The organism is Lentzea tibetensis (genome assembly GCF_007845675.1).
GTDB lineage: Bacteria > Actinomycetota > Actinomycetes > Mycobacteriales > Pseudonocardiaceae > Lentzea > Lentzea tibetensis.
The window spans coordinates 1-25,800 of sequence record NZ_VOBR01000056.1 but is presented as its reverse complement, the minus strand read 5'-3'; the positions used below and the strand labels follow the sequence as shown (position 1 = coordinate 25,800).

General features: G+C 62.6%; 9 protein-coding genes and 7 pseudogenes. 5 read left to right on the top strand and 11 right to left on the bottom strand.

The features are described from left to right. Positions 1-380: 380 nt before the first annotated feature. Positions 381-5,687 (top strand): hypothetical protein, encoded by a 5,307-nt coding sequence (locus FKR81_RS41805; protein ID WP_146360961.1) that lies wholly within the window; start codon positions 381-383, stop codon positions 5,685-5,687. A gap of 57 nt (positions 5,688-5,744) precedes the next feature. On the opposite strand, the gene FKR81_RS41800 is transcribed toward FKR81_RS41805, so the two are convergent. After that, positions 5,745-6,095 (bottom strand): helix-turn-helix domain-containing protein, encoded by a 351-nt coding sequence (locus FKR81_RS41800; protein WP_222598597.1) that lies wholly within the window; start codon positions 6,093-6,095, stop codon positions 5,745-5,747. 577 nt (positions 6,096-6,672) lie between these two features. Between FKR81_RS41800 and FKR81_RS41790 the strand changes: the two genes are divergently transcribed. Continuing rightward, positions 6,673-7,578 (top strand): hypothetical protein, encoded by a 906-nt coding sequence (locus tag FKR81_RS41790; RefSeq protein ID WP_146360959.1) that lies wholly within the window; start codon positions 6,673-6,675, stop codon positions 7,576-7,578. A 33-nt stretch (positions 7,579-7,611) separates the two neighbouring features. On the opposite strand, the pseudogene FKR81_RS46160 reads toward FKR81_RS41790, so the two are convergent. Continuing rightward, positions 7,612-7,824 (bottom strand): annotated as a pseudogene (locus FKR81_RS46160) (transposase); the annotation flags it as partial. A 189-nt stretch (positions 7,825-8,013) separates the two neighbouring features. Between FKR81_RS46160 and FKR81_RS41780 the strand changes: the two are divergent. Continuing rightward, positions 8,014-9,297 (top strand): annotated as a pseudogene (locus FKR81_RS41780) (IS256 family transposase). A gap of 58 nt (positions 9,298-9,355) precedes the next feature. Here the strand turns inward: FKR81_RS41780 and FKR81_RS41775 are convergent. Together FKR81_RS41775 and FKR81_RS46275 are read right to left on the bottom strand one after the other, a co-directional pair. Next, a pseudogene (locus FKR81_RS41775) lies at positions 9,356-10,167 on the bottom strand (IS21/IS408/IS1162 family transposase); the annotation flags it as partial. A gap of 368 nt (positions 10,168-10,535) precedes the next feature. After that, positions 10,536-12,226 (bottom strand): annotated as a pseudogene (locus FKR81_RS46275) (IS1634 family transposase). 287 nt (positions 12,227-12,513) lie between these two features. Here FKR81_RS46275 and FKR81_RS41765 point away from each other — a divergent pair. Continuing rightward, positions 12,514-17,553 carry an ADP-ribosyltransferase gene (locus tag FKR81_RS41765; protein ID WP_146360957.1) on the top strand — a complete coding sequence of 1,680 codons (5,040 nt, stop codon included), beginning with the start codon at positions 12,514-12,516 and terminating at the stop codon, positions 17,551-17,553. Between the two features lie 1,148 nt (positions 17,554-18,701). Here the strand turns inward: FKR81_RS41765 and FKR81_RS45465 are convergent. The 7 genes and pseudogenes from FKR81_RS45465 to FKR81_RS46155 form a co-directional block, all read right to left on the bottom strand. Then, the gene (locus tag FKR81_RS45465) at positions 18,702-19,247 is read right to left on the bottom strand and encodes a transposase (protein ID WP_235922224.1); all 546 of its coding nucleotides are present in this window, start codon (positions 19,245-19,247) and stop codon (positions 18,702-18,704) included. Positions 19,248-19,447: 200 nt separating this feature from the next. Beyond that, a pseudogene (locus FKR81_RS45460) lies at positions 19,448-19,699 on the bottom strand (helix-turn-helix domain-containing protein); the annotation flags it as partial. 110 nt (positions 19,700-19,809) lie between these two features. Next, a complete protein-coding gene (locus FKR81_RS41755) occupies positions 19,810-20,511 on the bottom strand; it encodes a transposase (RefSeq protein ID WP_146360955.1) in 702 nt (233 codons plus the stop codon). Between the two features lie 45 nt (positions 20,512-20,556). Beyond that, complete coding sequence (locus tag FKR81_RS41750; RefSeq protein WP_222598592.1) at positions 20,557-22,290, bottom strand: IS1182 family transposase; 1,734 nt, start codon at positions 22,288-22,290, stop codon at positions 20,557-20,559. A 116-nt stretch (positions 22,291-22,406) separates the two neighbouring features. Beyond that, positions 22,407-23,686, bottom strand: a pseudogene (locus tag FKR81_RS41745) (IS256 family transposase). Positions 23,687-23,798: 112 nt separating this feature from the next. Continuing rightward, entirely contained in the window at positions 23,799-24,407 is a 609-nt protein-coding gene (locus FKR81_RS44665; protein WP_222598591.1) for a transposase, read from the bottom strand. Next, complete coding sequence (locus FKR81_RS46155) at positions 24,299-25,363, bottom strand: ISL3 family transposase (protein WP_407936595.1); 1,065 nt, start codon at positions 25,361-25,363, stop codon at positions 24,299-24,301. Before FKR81_RS46155 ends, FKR81_RS44665 begins: the two co-directional genes overlap by 109 nt. A gap of 157 nt (positions 25,364-25,520) precedes the next feature. Here FKR81_RS46155 and FKR81_RS41735 point away from each other — a divergent pair. After that, a pseudogene (locus FKR81_RS41735) lies at positions 25,521-25,800 on the top strand (transposase); the annotation flags it as partial.

Below are 25,800 nucleotides of genomic sequence, written 5' to 3'. Positions count from 1 at the left end.
CTGGAGTAACGCGGAACGATCTTGGTCGATAGCTCTGCTACCAGGGGCTCCGTCATGCCTGGGGATCGACACGCCGAGGAGGCGTCAACCTGTCACAACCGCAAACCCTTACCCGCCAACACATCCAGACCAGGATAAAAATGGCTCAGTGATCCTCGGCTTCTTCACCGCCGCGTCCGGGACACAGCGCTCGACGGTGGTCTGGCGGTGTGGTGGGTTGTCGCCGACGTGGGGCGAAGGGGTTGGTGTGAACTTTTGGGTGTGTGTCCGCGTGTGTGCATAGGTAGGTGGAACGTGCACACGTGGAGGTTGGAATGTTGTCAGAGAATCCCGCTGACGGTTCGGACAAACGCAAGCGTGCGGATAGTCCGTTCACCAGGATGATCGGCAATCTCGCGCTGGATGGGCCTGGTTCGAAGCGGGGGAAGGTCGAGCTCGGTCCGAGTCTGGATCTAGGGGTCGGTGCTGATCGTCTGACTTCCCGGCAGTTCGAGGCTGTGACTGGTTTCGCGCGTGATGCCGCTCATACGGCTCTGGCTTACCATTTGAATGGCGAGGATCCGCCGCCGTTGACCGTGGCCGCGCCCTTCCCGGTGGCCAATGAGGTCCAGAGGGCTCTGAGCATGGTCCTCACCAGCTATCTCCCGTCTATTCAGCGTGACCTGCCCGGTGATCTGCGGCTGTCCGCTGACCGGGTGGTCATCAACTGGGCCGCCCCGTTCGGTGCGGCCATCACGGTCAGCCTGCCTCCTGGCACTGACATGACTCCGGCCCCCCGGCCGGCGCCACCGACCCCGCCCAAGTACAACACCAACATCGCCCTCCCCTCCCCCTCCTCGGGGGTGAGCAACCAATCTCGCGCACAGTCGAGCAGCCAGTCGAGCAGTCAAGCCGCCGCATCCGCACAATCGGTCAATCCGCCGCTGCCCCAGAGGCATGCCGAGGAGATCAAACGGAAAATCGCCAGCAGCGGAAGCAGAACGGAGTCGTTCGCGCCGCTGTGGGGCATCCTGCTCAAGCATCCCAAGCCAATGAGTGTCGGTGATATCAAAAGCAGCAAAGAGCTTCCGCCCGCATATCCGCTTTCTAGACTGAGCGACTATCTCAAGGCAATGAAGGAAGTCGGCGTGATCGTCGAGAACGGGCAGGAGGTGAAGGCAATCCTCTACAGTCCTGTAATGCCGCAAGGTCTCTCGTCGACCGAAAGTGCAGCATTGCTTGACTGGGCGCGGGATCTTCCTGTGCCCGCCGCCAGTACCGCGGCCACGACGCACCTGACCAGCCGCCCCAACATTCTACGTCTGCCCGAAACGATCCACGCGCAGCTAGTCCAAAACACAAAAAATAAAACCGAAAACCGGCTGCTCGCATCGAAGGTCTTCGCAGTTCTGCTAACCGCCGAGAAACCCCTCACTCCGCAGGGTGTCGCGGATCGACTCAACGAACTGCATCACTTCCCGAATGTAACCAAGACGACCGTAGTGCATTATCTGAACGCGCTGACCGCCATCTCTATGGCAAGCTCTACGGCCACGGGGAAGAAAAACACCACATCCCACTACAACGCCAGGGTCCCTCTGCCGGCTGACTTGCTGAACGATGCCGAATTCCGGGGATTCATCGACAACCTGCCCGATGCGGATGAGCGAACTCGTGCCAGGCAGCGCAGTGAGGGCGTCGATCCGCCCGCACAGCAGCAGCAGGACGTCACGATCGCCCCTGCTACCTTTCTTGAGGCAGACACACTGAAGAATGCTTTGGTTCGGGACGCGTCGAGGACCGGCAAGACCAAAGAGAGTGCCCTGCAGGTGTGGTCTGTGCTGCTGGCCAACGATCCGGCCACGAACCAGCAACTGGAAGCCGCTCTGTCGGGCACCAAGGCCGCGAAAATGATGCACAGCTACACGCATTGGTTGCACCAGTCCAACATGGCAGAGATCGTCAAGAAAATCGGCCACACCAACGTCTACAAGGGTGTTGTTCCCCAGGGTTTGGAAGACGACAGCGATCTGCGTGACTGGGTGGCCGGCCTGGACGGCCCTATGAAAGTCAGGGCGCAGGATCGTATTGACAACCCTTTTGTTCCGACCGGGCAGCGGTACGGGCCACCCGTGCCACCGCTGCCGCCATTCGTCATCGCCCGCCTCAAATCGGAGGAAGTCCGTAACCTCGGTGGTGATCGCGCCAGTCAGGTCCTGGGTATTCTGCTGCGCACCAGCGTTCCGCTTACCACCGAGATGATCGCGGCTAGGTTGAAGTCAGACCACAACTTCTATACCTCCAGGGAAAACGCCTGCCGGTATATCACATTTCTCAGCGGCGAGAATATGGCGAGTGTCTACGGCAAAGACAGCCGTTACGACCTCTATGTCGGGAGTATTCCTGAGAGTTGCCGGAATGATCCCGGTCTGTCGGAGTGGGCCGCCGCGCTCGCCGATGATCTTGAGCGTAGCAACGCGCAGGCCCGAATCAGCGGCACCGAGCCTCTGGGTGTCACACGGTCTCTGCCGCCGGTTCCCGCCGCACTGCTCGACGCATTCGGCGATGGCTCCGGTCAGACGCGTGCTGCCGCGGTGCTGGCGGTGTTGTGCAGCACTGATAGGCCCCTGAGCATCCAGGACATCATCGATGTCGTCGAGCGTGACTACCACCTCGGGTACGGAAGTTACAACGTTCGAGAAGACGTGGCTAGGCTGCGCAGCAGCACATCGGGCCTGCTCAAAGAGATGGACAAGACCCAGGACGGCACGCACTACACGGCCGTCATCCCCGTTGACAGCGACGATGTCACTGTGCAGGAGCGTGCGGCGCTGCGGGACTGGGCCCGTGCCGCGTTGGCGGGGCGGGCTCAAACGGATGCTCTGGCCCGTATCGGTGGTGTCGAGCCTCTCGACTCCAATCCCAATCGCCGTGACGAGATCGAGCCGGTCAAACGCAGCGCCTTCTCGACTGCGACGGACAGGGCGCGTCCGTTGCCTGAGATGCAGGGCGGGAGGCAGCTGTTCCACAAGCGTCATATCATTCCGAGTCATCAGATGCGTGACACCCTCAATTCGTGGGTCAATTACCACTATCCGTCGGGTCACCATGGGCGTGCCGAGCGGGTAAGGGAACTGCAGGCGTGGGAAAAGCAGATGTTCAACCACGTGCCCAATCTGTGGGTCGGCCGCGGCAACACCAACAGCGCGGCCGGGTTCCTGAGCAAGGCGTTCTCGAACGCCGCCGACCATGTCGACAACGCCCGCCGCCACCTGAACGGGCAGGAGGTCGTCAGGTCCGTACAATACAGCACTATAGTTCGCCTGGATATCCAGAAGGAGTTGGCCAAGCCTGTCCTGAATTATTTGGCCACGGACAGGTCCACAGCGAATGACTTGAGGACCGTACGGGATGCTTCCGAGTTTCTCAGTGAGGCGTCCAGTAGTGCTGATATTGACTGGCCGGGTGGCACGCGGGATCAGTACGAAAGGTACATGGACGTCTATCTCAAGCTCCGTGATGTCGCATTGGCTCCTGACACTTACAGCTATGCCGATCTGCGGAACCTTCGTGATGAGTTCTTGGACCTGCCCGAGCCTTCAGCGGTCACCGCGGGCAACGGTCTCCTCGACTACGACATCGTCGAGGATGTGGATATCGATTCCGAGAATAACGATTCTATGGACGTCGATGATATTAATCTGCCGCCTCCGCCGCCGCCGGTGGAGTATCGGCTCGAGGAGGACGTCGAGCGGACCGCTCACGAGTTGAACCGGTTGCGTCGGGAGAAGCCCTACACGTATGTGACGGGGGAGTACGATTCGGAGGTCGCGGATCTGGAGATTCGTCTGGGTAAACTGCTGGCGCAGGACAGCACTGTGCTGCAGAAACAGATCGACGCGGAGCGGGACGGCGAGCCGGTGAATCCGGCGCGGGACCCGAAGGGATTCGCACTGTCGCGGCAGCGGCTGATCGAGCTGAAGGCCACCCGCAAGGCAACGGACACGGTCTCGGCACTATCGGAAGTGCGGGAGGCGCTGGAAGGCTACGAGGAGATCAAGAACGCTCTCGGTGCGGAGCAGAAGAGGCTGCAGGAGCGCAAAGAGGTTATTGTGTCACGCCCACGTCCGGGTTTGCTGTCGCGTTTCGACCCTGGGCTGCGTCATGGCCGGCAGATCATGGAGACACTGAACCTGGCGCAGATCACGCAGCTCGGCCATTATGTCTCGATCCGGGAGCTCAACGAGCAGGCACAAGCCGGCGGCGCGACCACACCGGCCGTACTCGGGGAACGCGCCGGCGAATTGCACGCTCAGATCGTGCATTTGTCCAGCCTGGGTGAGGTGCCAGCGGAGGCGCTGAGTCTTCTCGACGAGCTCGGTCCCGCCCAGCTGAACCAGCTGTTCTACGACTACGAACTGCCCGTCATCGACCAGGCACTGCACAACGTCACCGAGAAACTGGAGCTCGTGGCGGCCGACGAGGCCGGGATGCGGCAGCAGATGTCCGGACACCACACCACCACCTCTCCGGTGGAGTACACCCGTGCCGGCGAGAACATCGACCGGCTGGTGTCCCACCTACCGGCCATGTCGGCGATGGAACGATCCGCGGCACTGGAACGGCTGCACGGCACCAGGCAAAACCTGCTGGCTGGCAAACCCGACCTGGTCCGCCGGCTGCGCGACACCCTGCCCGCCGAGGTATTCGCCCAGACCGCCGCCCAGCTCATGGTCCGCTGGCCCGGCGACGCCGACCAGCCCGTCACCGCACGCCACCAGGCCGAAGCCCAGATCGCCGCCATGCTCGGCAACCCCGACATCGCGGAACGACTGCTCAACAAGAACGTCCAAGTCCTGATCATCCCCGAGAACACGCCCCTGACCAGCCTCAAAGAATTCCATCACCTCACCGACAAGGAAATATCACCGGGACACGGCACCTGGAACACCTCCCGCGGAGCCGGCGGCACCATCCTCGTCGCGGTCGGCGCGGAAAACCTCACCGGCGGCACCACCACCGCCGACCACACACCACACCACCCCGACGGCTACTCCGTCCTGACCCACGAATTCGCCCACACCATCCACAAACACGGACTCACCGACGAAGACCGGCACACCCTCAACCAGGCCTTCCACCACAAATGGGACCAGGTCCGCAACGGCATACAGGTCCAGTGGCCCGACGGCCCCACCCACGGCACCGACCCCGCCCGCCCCAACTACTCAGCCACCAACGCCGACGAATACTTCGCACAACTCACCAACACCTACCACGGCACCAACACCGGCCACGACCCCTACACCCACCAACCCCGCAATAACGGCAAAAACCACATCCACCACCACGAACCCCCCGAAGTCCTCAACGTGCTGCAACACGCCTACGGCACCAACCCGCCCCCCATCACCGCCAACCCCGTCCACCACACCACAAACGAAAACAACCTCTGGAAAAACTACCGGCAATTCCAAACCGCATACGCCAACCGCACACCCACCACCTCCACCACCAACTCGCCAATGAGCTCCCCCAAACTCAACCCGACCACCAACACCATGGTCTCCAACGCCGCACACCTCAGATCAACACCAGCACAAGCCCACCCGTCCCAACACCCGCACCCCATTACCCCGGTACATACGTATGTTTGGGCATCGGCGGGGTCCAGCCCATCCGATGCAGCAGCAACGAGGCACCCTTGAGGCTGTACCGGACGTGAAACAAGGTGGCAATTGTCGGCGCTCACGGATTTCCCCAGGTTAGAGCGGTTGTGTGGCAATCAGCTTCACGACCCTGGCCAGGGTCCACCGCTGATCCTCGGTGTACCCCGAGGCCGCCGGTCCGGCCTCCAACCGTTGCCGCAACCGCTCCACCTGCTTGGCGGCCAGTTTCGTCGAGGCCCCGACCGATCCCTCGGACTTCAAGGCATCCGGCCCACCAGCGACCCATTCGCGCCGCCAGGCATACGCCGACTTCGTCGACACCTCCAACCGTGCGGCGACCTCAACCGCGGAAACCCCGGCCTCGAACAACTCGGCGGCCTTCTGGCGCACCTGTTCCCGTCGCTGTCTGCCGGCCTCATTCAGCCCGCCACCGTCGCCATATCGCACCCATCAAGTGTCCGACCGACAACCCGCCATGTCCGCCACGACACGCCAGACCTTAATCCTTCAAGCTCTGTAGTTGGGTGACAATCCCCCTGCATCGCCGCGGACGTCCGCGGACGTCAACGCACTGCTGATGCTGGTCACGGCCACTGTCCACGCAGGATGATCGACGCTGCCAAGTGCCTGGGGGCGAGTTGTCGAGAGGGTGGCCACGGCGAGGTGCCGTTTGAGTCGGTTGATGCCGCACTCCACGGCGTGGCACTGTTTGTAGGTCTCGGGGTCGAAGGTCCTCTGTATCTACATCAGCACCCCTTCACGCTCAGCACACACGAGATGACATCATGGCGGAGCTGAACTGCGCGTTAGCGTGTTACGTGTACCAGGTGTGCACACTACTGTCTAACTGGAGTTTGGAATGCCCCCGACAAATGAGCATGTCCTGCCGCCCCTGCCTCTGTCTCCCGCTGACGTCGCCCGACTATTGAACGAAGAAGGGGTCAATGCTGAGCGGGCGACTCAAGTCCTGGACGTTCTGCTACGTACCGCTACCCCGCTCGACAGAAATATGCTAGTAGGTCAGTTGAAGGCAGTCCACGGCACGGAAACCCGCCCGGATAAGATCGGCGATTGTCTTACGGTTTTCACGGAGGCGGGCCTGGCCAAGGTCCACGGCGCCTTGGGGCTAAACCGTCTCTATGTAGGGGCAATTCCTGACGCCAACCGGAACGATCCTGCTCTGGTGGAGTGGGCTAAAAATATCAGCGATCCTGGTGAGCGGACTAATGCGCTGGCTCGGATCAATGGTGGCGAGCCATTGGGGATCGCGCGGACCCTGCCGCCGGTTCCCGCTGCACTTGCCACGATGTTCGGTACCGACGTCATGGGGCAACGTGGGGTCGCGATGCTGGGGACGTTGCTCAGCACCAGCAAACCCCTGAGCGCACAGGATATCGCCGACGTGATGCAGCGCGACTACCACCTTGACATGTCGTCCAAGGGGGCATCGATCTACCTGCGCAAGATGGCTGATCCGGGTGTTGGCCTGGCGAAGACCGTGCACAAGGAGGGGCACGGTCCGCTTTTTACCGCTGTTGTGCCCGCCGACAAGGGTGTTGTCACCGCAGAGGAGCGGGAAGCGTTGCGTGGGTGGGCTCGGAAGACATTGAACGGGCAGGCTCAGGCCGATGCGCTGACCCGGATCGACGGGACCGAGCCGTTGGAGAGATCCAAGCAGCTGTGTGATGGCGAGCCGATCACCCGCGCTCAATTCACCACCATGGATTGCGCATCCAGCAACAGCACCACCAGCTCCGCAAACTCATCCGCACAACGGCTAACGGGCAACCACACCCCACCCGTCAACATCGACATCTCCACCGCCGCCAAAATTAAAATATCCAACACCCCCACCTCCGCCAGCAGCGCCTCCACCGCGACACCCGTCCCGCCATCACCAACCATCATTACAAAAGCTAGGGGACTGTAAACGAGCGACTCTGGCGCACTTTCGGTGGTGGTGTTATCCGAGGAGGATGCGGTGGCGTAGGAGAGTGACGCCGGCTCTTCCATACATCTGCCGCTTGAGGAGTTTCGTTCTGGTGTTCACGCTTTCGGTGCGTCCGTTGTGGTGGGTGAGGGCGATCGCAGCGGTGACGGCGTCGATGTCCTGACCGATCCCTCGGACGAAGGAGTGCATGTGGGGAAGGTCTGCCTCGCGCGTGGCGGTGGTCCATCCGCCAGGCGTGCCGGGTTGTCCTTGTGAGGAGCGCCGGTTACCGGGTGTCCACAGAGGTCCAGCGAGTCCTGTTTTACCTGGTCGAGTCCAACGGGAGTCCAGGGGCGTGTCACGGCAGGCGTGTAAGCCACGGGTGAACCAAGATCGTCCGCTGTGATCGACACAGCGGTCGGGAAGGACACCCACTTGAGCAAGTACCAACCCGATCCTGACGCCGAGACCGCGGCGGCCCAGCGGCTCGCCGAAGCCCTCGATCCGTCGGCGATCGACGCGTTGCTCGCCGACGCGAAGGCCGCCGGCACCCCGATCGACGGTGTCGACGGACTGCTGAACCAGATGACCAAAGCCGTTCTGGAACGCGCTTTGCAGACCGAGATGGCACACCACCTCGGATACGACCGTGATGACCCCGCCGGCGCCGGGACCGGAAACTCGCGCAATGGTAGTTCCAGGAAAACCGTGTCGACGGTGAACGGGCCGGTCACTATCGCCGTGCCCCGTGACCGTAACAGCGAGTTCGAGCCGCGGATCGTGCCGAAACGTGCCCGGCGGGTCGGCCAGATCGACGAGCTCGTGCTTTCCTGCTATGCCCGTGGCATGTCCACCCGAGACATCGAGGCACACCTGCTCGAGGTGTATGGGGTGAAAGCATCTCGTGAACTGGTGTCCAACATTACCGATGTGGTCACCGATGAAATCGAGATCTGGCGTAACCGGCCGGTTGATGAGGTTTATCCGATCGTCTATATCGACGGCATCCGGATCAAGGTGCGGGACAAGGGCGCGGTGACGATCAAGAGCGCGCATCTGGTCATCGGCGTCGATGTCGACGGGCGCAAGCACGCGCTGGGCTGCTGGATCGCCGAGACCGAGGGTGCCAAGTTCTGGCATTCGGTGCTCACGCAGCTGCGTAACCGGGGGCTGCGCGACATCCTGATCGCCTGCTGTGACGGCCTCGCCGGCCTGCCCGACGCCATCACCTCGGTGTTCCCGGACGCCGTCGTGCAGACTGCGTGGCCCACGTGATCAGAAACGCGATGCGGTTCGTGTCCTACCAAGATCGGAAGAAGATCGCGGCATCGATGCGGACGATCTACACCGCGCCGACCATCGAAGCCGCCGAACTCGCGTTGAAGGATCTTGACGTCGCATGGGGACGGCAGTAACCCCGGCGTGATCGATGTGTGGCGACGCGCCTGGAACGAGTTCGTCCCGTTCCTCGACTATCCCACCGAACTCCGCCGGATCGTCTACACCACCAACGCCATCGAATCCATCAACTTCCAACTCCGCAAAATAACCAAGACGCGCGGACACTTCCCGTCCGACGAATCTGCGATGAAGTTGCTCTACCTCGGACTCCGCAACATATCCAGCAAGCGAGGAGGTGAATCAGGAACCGGAACTCACGGCTGGAAAATAGCCCTGAACACGCTCGTCGTCATCTTCCCCGGGCGACTCGCGCTGTGATAAATTAGCTCTATTCGTCACCCGTGGCTTACACGGGAATCGTGACAGGCTCGGTCGGGCCCTGGATCGACCGGACCGTCCGGCTGTTCGCCCTGACCAGCCACTCCTCGAGCTGGCCGTTGAAGTCCGCCGGTGAGACGAACACGCGGCCGGGCAGGAACAGGTCTCCAGGAACTGGTTGTTGCGTTCGACCAGGCCCTTGAACTCCGGATCCCGCGGCGGGGCAAGCACGATCTCCGTGGCCAGCGTCCCGGCGAACGCCGCCGCCGGGCTGCTCACTCGCCCGGTCCCGCCGATCGCGGCCTCCCGGTCCCAGACCAGCCGCTTGGTGACCCGCCCGATCCCGCCGATCAGCTGCCATATGCCCGACAGGATGTCGCCGGCCTGCCGTGACGGGATCATCGTCGCGGTCAAGAACCGCGAGAACCCGAGCGTCATCACCAGCACCGGCAGCACCCGCTCCTGACCCGCGGCGACCGGAATCCGCGTCTCCGGGAACCACAAGTCGCACTGCGTGATCTGGCCAGGCTCGTAAACCACCCGGTCGACCGGGTCGACCCCGGCGTACTCCGGCCGCAACTGCGTCAGCCACTTCTTCGACGGCGACATCGAATACGGCCAGCCGATCTTCTGCGCGATCACCGGTCCCGGCATCCGCGGCCACTCCGCCAGCAAGGCCCTGATCTGCGGCTCGAACGCATCCGCGACACAACCCCGCGAGATCCGCTTGTACTGCGGAGGCCCGTCCGACCTCAGCGCCGCCCGGACCGTGTTCCGCGCGATCCCCAGCCGCCGGGCGATCTCCTTGATCGGCACACCCTCAGCCCGATGCAACCGGCGGATCTCCGCCCAGTCCTCCACGTTCAGCACCCTCCTACCTTCAGAGGGGTCAACCTTCAAAGAACCGCTGGGGGTCAGTTTTCACGAAGCTTCGACACTCCGGGCGTCGCGGGAACAAGGCTGCTGGTCAAGGAGAACTGATGTCGTGGGTGAGGGCGAGCACCCGGCAGGGCTGCCTCCCGTAGCGCTGAGACTCAGGCCGATGTGCCAGCCAGTTGTTTCGAGAGCAGGGTACGGAAGTCCTTGTGGAACGTCCCTTGCCGATCAGCAGGAACAGTAGGCCGACACCTGGGTTCCGCAGCTGATGTAGTCGGATAGTCCGCAAGTTTGGGTGTTGACGTGCGGAAACGTTTGATCGGCTGATGGAACGACGTGTATCTAGGCTGGGACGCTGCTGGTCAGGGAGCTGCCGGGGTGAGTTGGTAGATCCGTGGTGGTTCAGGCAGGTCAAGCGCGGTGAGGATGTCGCGTTGGGGCTTGGTGATCTCGGTGCGCTGCCGGAAGGTGCCGGCGGGCCCAGTGAAGGTGCCGATCTTGATGCGGTCGAGTTCACGACGCAGGGTGGGCCAGGTGGCGTCGCAGGTGGTCTCGATGATGCGAACCAACAGCAGGGCCAGCCAGCAGAGCAGGACGTGAGCGCGGATGCGTTCTTCCTTGCGGTGATAGACCGGTCGCAGGTCGATGACCTGTTTCATGTCGCGCCAGCCGCGTTCGACCTCCAGCAGTTGCTTGTAACCCAACGCGATGTCCTCAGTGGACAGCTTGGGGTCGCTGGTGCGCAGAAGGTACTTGCCGTCCAGGTTCTCCTCGGCCTTGATCGCCTACTTGTCGATGCGCAGCAGTCCGCCGGGGGTGACGCGCAGGTAGCGGTTCAGGCCTGGCTTGGTGGAGATCACCCCGCGCAGTTCGGCTCGCTTGGTGGCGTCCAGCCGATCGGAGGCACTGATCATCTCGTCGAGTTGGGCGACCAGGTGGGCCCGCACCGCGGCATCCCGTTCGGCGGCCTCGGGGCTGAAACAGATCACGAACCGTTCGCCCTCGGCGATGCGCACCTCCTTCACCCGCAGGTTCGCCGCGACATCCTGGTAGCGGCCCTGGCGTGACAGCGCCGCTTTCGCCTCCGCTGAGCCGGAGCGCAGCTTCTCCCCGATGATGTAGTGGTGATCGCCCTTGCGGAGGTAGCGGCGGTTCTCGGCGGAGGCGAACCCGCGGTCGGCGACCCAGACGACATCCGTGACAGGGTCCAGTCCCGCATGTCGTCTTTGACCTGCCGGATCAACGCCGAGTCGTTCGTGGCGCCCGGCCAGCACCACACCCGCACGGGGATGCCTTGGCGGGTGACCGCCATCCCGATCACGACCTGGGGCAGGTCGTCACGGTGGTCCTTGGACTTGCCGAAGGACCGGAATCCCCGCATCGTGTGCTCGCCCTCGCCCAGCGGGGCGCCGGTCGCGTCGCGGGCCACGGGCTGGTCAGGCTCGCCGGTCTCGAAGTAGGTCGAGGTCGTGTCGAAGAACAGCAGATCTACCTCGAGGTTGAGCAGGTTAGCGACCTGGCCGAACACCTCCCGTTCCAGCGTGCCGGTGATCTCCAGCAGCCAGTCCATCGTCCGGTAACACGCATCGTCGCTGGTCGCGAGCAGACCCTCGACGTGCACGTCCTCGTTCACCCAGCGGGCCGCGGCCAGTTTCGACGAGGGCGCCAAGGCCCGGTTAGCGACCAGGGCGAACAACACCCGTTCCGCGCAGGCGTCCCGCCGACCGCTCTCGAGCAGCCGCCGCGCCGTCTTGTCGATCTTCAGGCGTCGCCACAACCCGTCCAGCGCCCACACCCCGCCGACCGGCCGGGACTCCAGGAACGCCAGCCCCTCACCGGCGGCGGCCAGCGCCTGATCCGGGTCCAGGAACCGAGACACCGACGCGACCAGCCGCTGCAACGCGGCCCGATTCGTGGCGTCCTCACGGCCGAAGTTGTAGACCACCTGCACCGTTGACCGCTTCGCGGCGGGATCCCACACGTTGTGCGCCAGCTGCAGATACCGCACCACGGACCCGTCCTTGTTCTTCCGTGGCGTCGACCGCAGATACATGGACTAGACCGTATCCGGATATCCCTTGACAAATCAACAAGATCCGCTACAAACGTGTATCTAGGCCGAAGTCGGATTCTCGCCAACCCACACCGCCGCCACCTGCGAATTCACGCCCGGACGTACCCCAGAACCCCGATCAGCTGCGGAACCCAGGCCAAGGCGACGGCGGCTGTTCTCGCGCGATGAGATACCCCAGCCTGCACAGTCCGTTGCACAGCAAATGAACCCTGCACGCTGGCAGGCCCGTTGCAAGAGGTAAAGCCCTGTATGTGAGGAGTTGGACTGTGCCCTCGCACGCCGAGATACCGTTTGGTTTTCATACTCTACTTAGAGACCCCATGTGGAAAAAGCACTCAGAGGGATTTGAGAAAGACCTCCGCAACTACCTGTTCGATCAGCCAGAGGTCAGGAATGCTGCGCAAGCCACGCTGAGGAAACTGCGTGACGTACTGGCAGCTCGATACCCGGATGAGCCCGAGAAGGTCGCGAGCGCATTCGGTAGCGCTGTAGTGACCAGCGCTGGCCAAGTCGGCAGCATCAAGTCGATGCATAAACTCAACGATCTCATCGACACCGCGAATACGCGTGTGCTAATGACTACGCTATACAACGCGCTCTATTTCAACAACAACGAAGTGTCGTTGAAGCGGGTCATTCAGGACTACGTCAAAGGGGAACTGTCGGAAGAGGACATCGAAGAATTCGGTCTCAACACTGCGGCGCTGACCCAACATAAGAACTACATGAACGGTCAAACACGCAAGTGGGCAGAGGTTGCGCTTCGAGTAATGTTCCCACACAGGGCATATATTTTCGGTGACGACCCATTCGCACTGGGCAATCTGATTACCCGAGGTGGCGACGCGGTCGAACTCACACTTAGTCAGTACAACCGTGAACAGCCGTCGGAGCAGGACCGCAGGACGAGCCCCCACACGCGAAGTTTTCAAGAACTCAACCGAGAAGGTATTGGGCTCGACCGTCACGAATATCGGCTGATTGGCAACACTCTTGAACTGGATGGCCTCCTTGAAAAGGAGCTCTCTCCTAATGAGGTCACCTTTTCAATAAACGGCACACCGGTGACGGCCACGAATGACCTTGACGCCCTCCAAGTGGTCGCGTTCGACAAGGCAGGGCACAGGATAGACAGGGTGAACCGGGAAGGAAATAGTATCGTCTCGGTCGAGGTGCAGACACCAGACGGGCCGATGTCCAAGCCTGCGGCAGACGCATTCCCGGTTTCAAGAGCGGTGAAATTCGTCACAGGCCCAGTATATGCCGAAGAGGTTTTCCGCAGCCAACTGCAGCCAATCAACGATGTCACACCGCAGGGGCCGGAACTGCCTCTACCATATCTAGAGGTTACCAATGCGCTGCACGAAAAAGAACTCACTAGTAGCGACATCAAGTTCGTCAACGACAAGCCGGAACTGCGCATTGACGATCCAGACTTGCTCGAACTTGTTGTGCTCGACAAAAACGGTAACAGACTTGAGAAATTGGTCCCCAACGAGCAAGACGAGGTCGTTGCTGCAGTCATTCTTCCGGCAAATCCTGTGCGCAAACTCGGGGAGCCGCTCAGAGCCACCCTGAAGGAAGTTCCGATCGACGACGTGCTGCCGTTGTCCAAGATTGTCAAGATTACGAGCGGGCCTGGTCGTATTGAAAACGTCCGACTAACAGACTTGCCAAACCATTCGTGGGGCGATAAGCCGCACATCGGCCCGGAGGTTCCCTTGCCATGGGAGACGGGCCGTTCCGTATTCAACCTCGACCAGCAATCCTCGTGGTATCGGTCCAAAAATGTTGCTAGCGGCATGCCACTGATCTCTGGTATTTCCGGTACCACCACCCGTATGATGACCGCTTTCAGATGGCTAGCCGTTCCCGGTGTCAACACGGTCGATTTCCTCAAATCTAACATGGCCTGGATGCTTCACGAAGACCATTCGCTCTACGAGATTCTCCGTGGTGCACAAATGGCTGATTCATTGCCGTCAAAGAGTGACAAAGAGATGTTAATTGACGACGCGGTCGAGATGTATAAGAGCCTGGATGACCTATCTCCTGGACTTATCCGAAAGCTGCGGAGAAAGGACATCCTTCTGCCGCATGAAGCCGCGTACCTCGAGAAGGCGAACCGACCGTTTACCGAAGGCGGCCTCGCCCATCCTACCTATGAGGAACTAGCCGAGACCGCATCGGCCATCGCCGACCTTACTGCCGTTGAATCCGATACAACCCCTCTCAGTCATCGGTATACAATGCGGCTGCAACTCTTTGAGGAGTGGTTGACCCGTAACAACATCACAGCTTCGGATGCGCTTGGGAAGCTTGGTCCGGCACAGCTTGCGGCCGTACGCATCTACACCGGTAACAATGTGCACGACCTGATGAACTTGGCACTACAGCTACGCTCATTTCCTCTTTCGAATGCCATGAACAGTGCATTCTCCAGGAGGCTAAAAGAGAAACTGGACCAACATATTGACGAACCCAGGAACCCTCAGTGGGTCATAGAGGCCCATCCTTCAATGCAAGCCGCATGCGCAAAACTCAGGGATCTCAAGGCTGAAGCCGCTAAGATTGAAGAGCGTAAGACTAGTGCAAAGAAGTCGCGGGATGAATTGAAAACAAAAGTGGAAAATTCAGTTGATGCAGCGACTGAGGATGAGCGCAGGTCGAACGAACAGAACCTGCAAAGGTGTCAGGGCTTATTGGATACGCTTGACGATCAGTTGGAGAATGTTAAGTCATCTTCAGTTAGGACTCGCGAAGAAGCATGCCAGATACTAGACGATCTCACGCCGCAGATCGTCGCCGAGATGCAATTGCACGCCGATATGCTCGTCGAGACCCTGCACAAGCTGCCCAAGCTCAGCGATGTGACGGTCTACCGCGGCGACTGGAAGTTGGGAGCACTCTCAGGCCCCGCTTCTGCATTAAGCAACCTTTCCCTTACCTACGGTAGGTCTACGATCCATTTCAACGACTTCAGCAGTACAAGTCTCGACAGCAACGTCGCCATGACCTTCGTCGCGGTGCAGGATAAAATGATCGGCACACTTCAGCATCCCGTCCTGATTGCCCTCCAGCTAAAGGGTGGTCACGGCGTTGAGATCGGACCGCTGTCAGCGTCATCGGGCGAACGGGAGGTCCTCCTTCTACCAGGTGCGACAGCGAAGCTCGGTGAAACCGGCAGGATCAAGAATGTGGGGGAACTCTACTATGAGGAGATCAACGCGGTCGAAGTTCCCGTCTCGAGGTCCGAGGGTTCGACGAGCAAATCTTGGCTCAGCCTGCCGCCTCCCCCGCCGGTGAGTGATCAGCTCGAGCGAGATGTTGATCTTGTTGGTGGGTGGCTGAAATTGATGCGTCAGGACAGCCTGAATCCGACAGGAGCATATAACGCTGTCATGACGGGGCTTGAAATTCATCTCGGCAAGCTGCTGGCACAGGATAAGTCCATCCTGCAGAAGCGGGTAAACCTGGAACGAGAAGATCAGTCGGAGTATTCGACACATCTGAACGATGTAGCCACCTCAAAACAGTGGCTGAAGGAGCTGAATGCCGCCCGCAAAACAGCCGATACTGCGTCAGCAGTGTCGGAGGCACAAGAGGCGCAGCGGAGAAATGACGAAACCAAGAACACACTTACAGCTGCGCAGGGGAGGTTGCAGATGCGTAGGGAGACTGTTGTTTCGTCTCCGCGTGTTGTTGGGGTGCGGTCGTATGTCGATGGTGGTCTGCGTGGCGGTCGTCTGGTCATGGAGAAGTTGAGCGATGGTCAGAGGATTCAGCTTGGTCGTCATGCTTCGATTCGTGAGTTGAACGTGCAGGCGCGGAGTGGTGATGTGGCTGTTTTGGCTGAGTTGGAGGTGAGAGCGAGGAAGTTGTACGCGGAGATTCGGGCTCGGTCTGATGTGGATGAGTTGCCGCCTGGTGCGCTTGATCTCCTGGACGATCTCAGTCCGGCGCAGATGAACCAATTGCTCTACGAGTTCGAGGTCCCTGCCATCGAACGTGAGCTGCAGAGTGTCACTCGGAAGCTGGACCTGGTAGCGGCTGACGAGGTGCAGAAACAGCCGCGTGCGTTAGGAGCTCGATCAGCTGGATCGCTTTCCGTGAAGCAAGCCCGCTCCGGTGAAGTGCAGTTGGATGAGTTGGTGTCGCGGCTTCCGGCCATGTCGCCGATGGAACGAGCCGCGGCGCTGGAGTCGCTACACGGTAACCGGCAGAACATTCTGATGGGTAAACCGGAGCTGGTGGAGCAGCTGCGCAGGACGTTGTCCGCGGAGGTGTTCGCTCAGACCGCCGCACAGCTGATCGTGCGCTCATCAGGTGACAGTGACCAGCCGGTGACCGCGCGTCATGCGGCTGAAGCGCAGGTCGCCCTCATGCTGGGCAGCAATCCGAAGATCGCCGAACGGCTGCTCAACAAGGGAGTGCAGGTCGTCCTGATCCCCGAGGACACCCAGCTGACCTCGCTGAAGGAGTTCCGGCACCTGGACGGTCAGCAGATCACGCCGCGGCACGGCACCTGGAACCAGGCACGGGGAAGCGGGGGAACGGTTCACGTCGCGGTAGGCGCGGAGAACTTGACCGGCGGGACGACGTCAGTGGATCGCGCGCCGCACTACGACGATGGTTACTCGGTGTTGATCCACGAGTTCGCGCACACCATCAACAAGAACGGCCTGCCTGATGAGGATCTGCTCGTCCTGCACGAGGCGTTCCGGCAGAAGTGGGACAAGGTCAACCTCGGGGAGCAGGTGCAATGGCCAGACGGACCGACCTTCGGCGCCAGCCCGACCCACCCGAACTATTCGGCGACAAATGTGGAGGAGTACTTCGCGCAGCTCACCAACGCCTACTACGGTGCCAACGCCGGCCGTGACCCCTACACCGGGCACGTTCGCAACAACGGCAAGAACTACGTGGAAACCCACGAATCACCACAGGTCATGGACCTCTTGAAACGAATCTACGGCACTCACCCGTCCCCTGTGATCGCCAACCCCGTCCGTCAGACCAAGCTCGACAACGACATGTGGAAAGGCTTCCGCGACTTCCAGACCGCGCACGCGGACCGCACCCCCAGCAGCTCCACCGCCACGTCAACCACAGCCTCCCCCAAACTCCAACCCACCACCTTCACCACCAGCGACGACGGCTTCCTCGACGTCTCCACCGCCGCACACCTGAAATCACTCGGCCACACCCCGACCAACCACACCCAGAAACACCCCCAGCCGACGAACCTCACATTCCCCCCCGAAGGCCTGAACACCGGAACACCAAGAAAACCCATGAACCGCTGAACAACCACCACTTCAACAAGCTACCACCACCCGCCCAAGAACCCATCACACAAACGATAGACCTCAGAGGGTTGAAGAAACCTACTCATATTCAACGGTTAGATGTTTGAGGCCATGACGTTGGTGATGCCGGTGTGGAGCAGAGTGGCTGACGGTCGGTTTCCGGCGGCACTGGGCAGCCTCCCAAGTCGATCTGCCCACGCTGGCCGACTCCGGCTACGACGGGGCGGGCATCGGCGTGTTCACGCCGGTCAAGCAGCCCGCCGACGGCCGAACGCTCGACGTAGACACCGCACCCGCAACGCCCTGCTACGCCACATCACCGCCAGTCCCCCGCAAGATTTGAGCAATGCTTGAAACCTGTGGATCACTGGCGAATTGAGAGAACACATTCCACTTTTTCGTGATACACGTTGCGTAACGCGTGCGGACATCACGGATGACAGACGTTCCGGATCAGATAATTCTCTTCTCATCCGCCGAGTACTACAGCGGGCCGGACAAGGACTATCGGTTCCCACTCGCTGCCCAGTCGAGTAAGGAGTCTGAACATGGAAGTGAAGAATGAGCCCCGCGTCAAGAAGCGGGACCTGACCGAGGCCGAGCTGGTGGAGATCGTCGGCGCAGGCCGCGGTGACAAGGCCATCTGTTACTAGTCCACGCCGGGCATCGTCTGCAACGGTGATGGTAATGCCTAGTCGCGTTGAACAATTTGTGATCGGGATCCGGATGGCCGTTGGCACCGACGGCTTCAAGATCACCCAGGACAGGTGCCGAAATTTCTCCCCTCAGCCAGCACCCGAAATGATCAGGAGCCACACCCCGCTCATGTGACAGCGGGTGACGCGAGAGCCCTGATCAGCACGTCGGCCCGGATGTTCTCCAGCCGCCTGGAGAGCATCCGGGCCGTAGAGCCCGCTGAAGCACGCAGGGTGTGGTGCGACCGGTCAGGGAACGTGGCGGCAAGGAAGCACAGCAGGGGAAATCCATGACCGCAACTGCCTCCCTGGGCGTTCCCCTACCGTCGGCGGCGCGGGTCACCCGAGGGCTGCCCCAGCCCCCGTCCGGGAACCTCCACACAGGACAGGTCACCCTGCCGCACCACGGGCTCTAGTGCGTTGACCACTTAGGTTCGCCGGGTTGGTGGGTCAGGCTGCTCGTGGGCGGCCCCAGCGTTGTTGGCGTTCGCTGCGGATGCGGGCTCGTTCCTTGCGTTGGGCCGCCAGGACATCGGGGTGGCGTGCGTTGGCGTTGCGCCATCGCAGATATGCCTGGGTCGCGCGGGTGAGCACGGTGTGGTTGGGGTGGTTGGAGTTGCTCATCGTGAACGTGCGTAGCGGCCCGAACTGGGCCTCGATCGGGTTGGCCCACGAGGCGTAGGTCGGCGTCGGGCAGAGCTCGACGTTGTTGCGCTCGGCCCACCTTCTGATCTTCGGGGTCTTGTTCGCTGAGAGGTTGTCCATGATCACGTAGATCGGGGCGCCGTCCGGTCTCGCCGCTCTGATCGACTTCAGGGCGGCGAGGCTGTGATCACCGCCTTTACGGCGGCGCATGACACCCCAGAGCTGGTCGTCACCCAGTGAGTAGCAGCCGTGGAAGTAGCGGATGCCGTGCGTGCGGGTGTAGGTCGCGGGCAGCCGGTCAGGCTGGGAGCGTGGCGCCCAGCCCGAGCCGTGATGCGGGCGGATCGACAACGGCCCGAACTGATCGAAGGCGAAACCCGCTTCGGGAACCGGGTGGTGACTTCCTCAATCCGGTCAAGCTTGGCGTCGAAGTCCGGATCGGTTGATTCCTTCCAGGTCCGGGTGCGCTGGAAGGTGATCCCGTGCTCGCGCAGGATCTGCCGGAGTCGTTCCCGGCCGATCCGGATCCGCCGCAGCGGGTTGCGGATCAGGTGGTCGGCGAGTTTGCGCACGCTCCACCGGGTGAAGGGCTTGCCCAGCTTGGCGGGCCGGGTGGTGGCCGTCGCCACGATGAACGCAGTGTCATCGGGGCTGATCAGGCGGGGACGGCCTCCCGCCCACTGAGGGTCCAGTGCGGCCAGCCCTCGCTGGTTGAAGGCGTGGATCACGTCCCGGATGGTGTCCTCGTGCGCGCCGAGCAGGCGGGCGATCGCGGGCACCGGCGTCCCGGACGCCGAGGCCATGATGATCGTCGCCCGCCGCACCCGGATCGACTCATGCTTGCCACGACGAGTGATCCGCAGCAGCGTGCGGCCCTCGTCCTCGGTTAACCGCAATGCCGGGAAGTTAGGGCTCATGGGGCGCGTGTCGACTCAGTGATGATCGTGATGGTGATCGTCGCTTGGTAATTGGTGCGGTCGATCTGGCCCTTGGCCCGGTGTTTGGAGATCGCGCGTTTGACCACTCGTGGGCAGACGCGGGTGCGGCGGCGGGCGCGCAGTCCGGCCCGGACTGCTCGCCCGATCGCGCCGACCAGGTCCACGACCGTGTCCGCGATGACCCCGGCGGCCTGGATGATCTGGTCGCGTGCGGTGTTGAGCGCGATGGTGAACCCGGCCCGGTCAGGCGCGGCCTCGTGCCCGAGCAGGGCGTCCGCCATCGCCAGCCGTAGTGCTTGATAACCCGACAGCAGGGCGTAGATCTCCTGCTCGACTCCGGCCGGTGTCCGTGCGCGCAGAACTCTGCCGCCCAGCAGGGTGGCTTTCATCTCCAGGAACGCGGTCTCGATCTCCCAGCGCTGGTGGTAGAGGGCCATGATTTCACCGGCGGGGTGGCGGTGATGGTCGGTGAGTGTGGTGAGCAGCCGGTAGCGGCCGGTGTGCTGCTTACGGCCACCGAGAGTGGCGGTGATCTCGGCGTCGATCACCCGTATCTCGACTCCGCCCAGCCTGGAGAGCCATGACCCGTCGGGCAGGTGGGTGATCGCGGGCAGGACGCAGTTGCTCTTGGCACGGATGAGCAGGTCCGCTCCGGTGGCGGTGATGCGGGTGATCAAGTCGGTTCTGGCGCAGGTTGCGGATGCTGTTGGTGATCTTGGGAGTCAGTCGGCGGTTGCTGCGTGGAAGAGTTGCTGCAGAACGCTTCGCGGCCGTCGACGCCGATCCGGTTGGTGCTGGCTGAGCCGGACGATGTTCGTGCCGGCTGCGGTGAGGACGTGTTGGACGTGCGTCTTCGCGAGGCCGCGGTATCGGCAGTGGCGTAGTCCGTGTGCGTGCACAGTTTCTGAGACGGTGGCCTCGGCGCCGGCGCGTAGGGTGTAGCGCTGTTTCCATTCGGCTGTCTGTTGTTGGGCTCGTGCCCGCGTCTGGATTTCCTGTAGCGGCTGGGGTAGCAGGAGCAAGTGCCGGCCCTTGCCGTCCACGTTGCCGGTGCAGTCCTGCCGGACCGTGCAGTTTCGGCAGTCCGCCCGCCGGAACAGCACTGACAGTCGCGGCTTGCGATCCGCCATCGTGTGTTTCCACGGCGGACTCACTATCCCTTGTGGACACTTAACAGTCTCGGCTTGCCAATCGATGTGGAAGTCGTCCTTGGCGAAGCCGGGCCGTTCCTCGGCGCGGGGGTCTTGACGGACCGGCCCGACGATGGTGATTCCGTGATCGACGGCCGCGTGGTGAACCGTCTCGGGTGTGACATAGCCGCTGTCCACGAGGTGCTCGACCGGCGCCAGTTGTTGTTCTGCCAGCGCGGCATGGATGCCGCCGACGACGCCGATGTCCTGCTCCGGAGCCGGCGTGGTGACGACATGCACGATGAGGTTCGGTTGCTCCTCGTCGCAGGTCTCGGTCTGATGGTCCTTGTACCCGACCCATTCGACCTTGCCAGGTTTGTGACTGAACCGCGCCTCGGGGTCGTGCGGTGACACGATCTCCACGCTCGACCACGGCACTCGAGCAGGCTCCGCATCGTCATCCGCCGCCTGCTTGGAGCGCCGCCGGGTCGTTCCCTCCCGGCTTTTGCGCGCTCGGGACAGCTTCGCCTCCCGCCACCGCAGCTGCCCGGACTCGTCATACCAGAACTGCTGGACCCACACCTGGCGCAGCACCTCCACGGCAGTCGCACCCGGCCCGCCTACCGGGCCCGTCGGGCCGTAGACGGCCCGCAGCAACGAAGTACCGTCAGCGCCGACCTGTTCCACGTACTGCCGCACAGCAGCCGCACCGGTCGGCTGCCGCTCGTGACGCGCCGAGCGACCGTAGCGATCGGCCCACTCCACCGGCATGAAACCGGCCAGCCACACCTCATCCAGCCGGGCCAGGGCCTCCAACGCCACCCGCATCGTCTCCGCGACCAACTCCACCCGACTCAACCGGCGAACCGCCGCCAGCACATGCGTGGAGTCCGTGCGCTGACGACCCCGAGCCCGCACCAGCCCCGCCTCCGCCAACCGCTCCACCATCACCGCGAGCAGCCGGTCAGCCCGATCACCCTCGGCAAGACGATCCCGGAACTCACTGAGCACCGAATGATCGAACCCAGGCTCGGTCAACTCCATCCCCAACGCGTACTTCCAGTCGATCCGGCATGCCACCGCGCGAGCCGCCTGCCGATCCGTGAGGTTCTCCGCGTACTGCAGCACCGACACCAGCGCCAACCGGGCAGGCGCCACCCCATGACGGCCATCCACCGGAAACCAGTCGACGAAGTCGTTGTCGACAAACAGATCCTGCAACCGGTCCCGCATCACCATCGCCGGCGTGCCCTTCGGGCTCGCCGCCCACGCAACCCGCGCGGTCTCCGCCGGAACGACAGAACCCGAACCACGACCCATCGACATACCGCAATTCCAGCACCGAGACGCTCACCACCCCGGCAGCGACGCGCCCAAACGATCGACCAACCAAGATCACCAAGGGTCTGTCAAACGAGCGGTGTAACTCGGGTTGAAGGAAACTACTTGCGTCCGGCGGCCAGGCGGCCGTCGAAGGCGATCTCGAACGCGTTGAGCGCGGGTTTCCAGCGCATGGTCCAGCGTTTGCGGCCGGTGCCGGTCGGGTCCAGGCTCATGATGGCCATGTAGACGCACTTGAGCGCGGCCTGCTCGTTGGGGAAGTGCCCGCGGGCCTTGACGGCGCGGCGGATGCGGGCGTTGACGCTCTCGATGGCGTTGGTCGAGCAGATCACCCGGCGGATCTCCGGGTCGAACGCCAGGAACGGCACGAACTCGGCGCAGGCGTTGTCCCACAACCGGACGATGGCCGGATACCGGGCGCCCCAGGTCTCGGTGAACTCGGCGAACCGCTCGCGGGCGGCGGCCTCGGTGGGTGCGGTGTAGACCGGCTTGAGGGCCTTGGCGATCGCGTCCCAGTGCTGACGGCCCGCGTAGCGGAAACTGTTGCGCAGCAAGTGGATCACGCAGGTCTGGGTGATCGTCTGCGGCCAGACGGTGGTGATGGCGTCGGGCAGGCCGGTCAGCCCGTCGCAGACGACCATGAGCACGTCGGCCACGCCCCGGTTCTTGAGCTCGGTGAGCACGTGCAGCCAGTATTTGGCGCCTTCGCCGCCGTCGCCGGCCCACAACCCGAGGATGTCGCGGCGGCCCTCGCAGGTGACCGCGAGCGCGACGTAGATCGGCCGGTTGGCGACCTGCCCGTCGCGGATCTCGACGTGGATCGCGTCGATGAAGATCACCGGGTACACCGGGCCGCGTCGAGGGGCCGGTTCTGCCACTCGACCATGCCCTCGACCACCTTGTCGGTGATGGTGGAGATGGTCTGCCTGGACACCTCGGCGCCATAGACCTCCGCCAGGTGCGCGGAGATCTCCCCGGTAGTCAAACCCTTGGCGGCCAACGAGATCACCATCTCGTCCACGCCACCCAGCCGCTTGGCCACGATCTTGGGCTCGAAGCTGGCATCGCGGTCACGGGGCACGTCGATCTCGACCGGGCCGACGTCGGTGAGCACGGTCTTGGAGCGGGTGCCGTTGCGCGAGTTTCCGGTCCCGCGTCCGGCCGGGTCGTGCTTGTCATAGCCGAGGTGATCGGTGATCTCGCCCTCGAGCGCGGACTCGAGCACCAGCTTGGTCAGCTGCTGCAGCATCCCGCCCTCGCCGGTCAGCTTCAGCCCGCTGGCCTTGGCACTGCTCAGCAGCTGCGCGACGAGCTGCTCATCCAGGCCGTCCAGGCCGGTCGCGGGCTTCGAGTCCTCAGCCTTCTCCACGCCGGACATCATGTCGGTCATCAGGTGCACTTCCATGATCGGGAGTTACACCGCTCGTTTTACAGTCCCATCACCAACAGCATCGGTTGCGTGATCAAGTAAGTCTTGCCAGTATGCCGCGGCGCTACTTGGCGAGTAGGATTCGCTTGCATAGCAAGGGAAAGTTGGCTCGACCAAAGCATTGCCTCTTGAGCATCTTTATTCTGTTCACGGCTCCCTCGGCGGGGCCGTTGTTCCACGGCAAGGTAAGGCCGGCGGTCACCGCCGCCAAGTCCTGTCGCAGGCCGGTGACGAAGGAGTGCAGCGCGGGCAGCTTGTCGTCGCCGACGCGGTCCATCCAGTCGGGTAGGCGCTCGCCGCACAGGTCGCGGATCATGTGGGCGAACGCCCCGACGTGGCGACGGGTAGCCTCCAGTTCGGGGCAGCGGGCCAGGACGGCTTTGAGTCGTTGTTCGTCCTCGTCCTTGAGGGTGTCGGGGTCGCGCATGATCCAGCCGGTGACGTGCCGGATCTTCGGTGCGGCCGGCGCTGGATCCGGTGCTTTCCGGCTGGGCCGGAAGGGCTGGACGTAGCGGTAGACGGTGCGTTCGCTGCCCCGGTAACCCAGCTTGCGGATCTCGGCGGTTAGGCTGGCGGTATCGGTGCGGCCTTCGTTGAACCGCTGATGCAGGTACGGCTTGGAGTCATCCAGCAGCGAGGGTCGATTGAGGGTCTTGGCCAGCAACTCCTCCACGCTGGTGGCGTAGAAGAATCGACGCGCGGTCTTGCGATCCAGGTTGAGTTCACGGGCGATGGCCGGATGCCCTTGCCCTGGTCCCGCAACGCCTGGATCGCAGCGTAGCGTTCTCGGAACTGCCCGACGATTGGGTTGGTCTCGACTATCGGGTCAATCTCGGTGTCCGACATGGAGCTCTGCTCCGTGTCCGCAACGGCGGTTTCTTCTTCCCTGTCATCAGTGGGAGGTTCACTGTCGACTGTGGCCTCAGGCGTGATCTCGGGCTCGGGTAGGCAGGCACGATGCGCGATCACGGTCTTCTCCACGGCTTCCCCGAGGTTCCTCCATAGGTGCCAACGGTCGGCGCATTGCGTGGCCTGCGGCGCGCCCCGCGAGGCTCCGTCGACATAGGCGGCAAACCGGTCCCGAGTAATCACCTTGATCTCTGGATGGGCCCTCAGCCACTCGGCGAGCGTGTCGGCTTCCCGGTCCGGCAACACGTCGATCGGTTGTCGTGTTGCCATGTTGAGCACGATTGTTGCGTAGGTCTGGCCGCGTTTGATCGCGAAATCGTCCACGCCGAGGACTGTCACGGCCCCGATCGGGGGGGCAGGTAGCGCGCGAACCAACCGCAACAACGTGTCTCGGCTGGCCCTCAGCCCGAGGATGTCGGCCAGACGCTGGCCAGCACGCCCGGCCAACGCTAATCCGATGGACTCCAGCATCCGACGTAACAAGAGACTCTGCCGGGCATACCGTGCGGTCAGCCCCTCGACCTGCTCCACAAACGTCCCCTTAGGACACTCCAGGGTGTTGCAGAAGAATCGTCGAACGCGAAGCCGCAGCATCACCGGCCGGCCTGCGATGGCCGCGTCAGCCACCTTCCGGTCATAGCGGCTATGCACCCGCGACGACGAATGCCCGCACGCCGGGCAGACAGCGGAGCACGACCGGGGATGGGCCCAGATCCGCACGCCCGCCTCGTCGTGTTCGACCTGGTCGATCACGACGTCGGCCAGATGCGGAAGGAGGAGATCAAGACCCTGATGATCACACCCGGCACATGATCACAGACTCTATGAGCACCGAGCACGGAGTTGATCACGCGATCTGCGCCAGAACCTACCCGGACTCATCATCGGGCTGGACAGGTCCGCGATCGGCACGCTCGTCGAGCGAACCACCCGCTTCACGATGCTCCTGCATCTGCCCCGCATGGTGGGCTTCGGCGTCGAGCCGCGCGTGCACAACGGCCCAGCACTGGCCGGTCGCGGCGCCGAGGCCGTCCGCGACGCGATCGCCGCGACGATCACCACCCTGCCGGATCAACTGCGCCAGACCCTGACCTGGGACCGCGGGAAGGAGCTCGCGCAGCACGCCCGGCTGACCATCGATACCAGCGTGCGGGTCT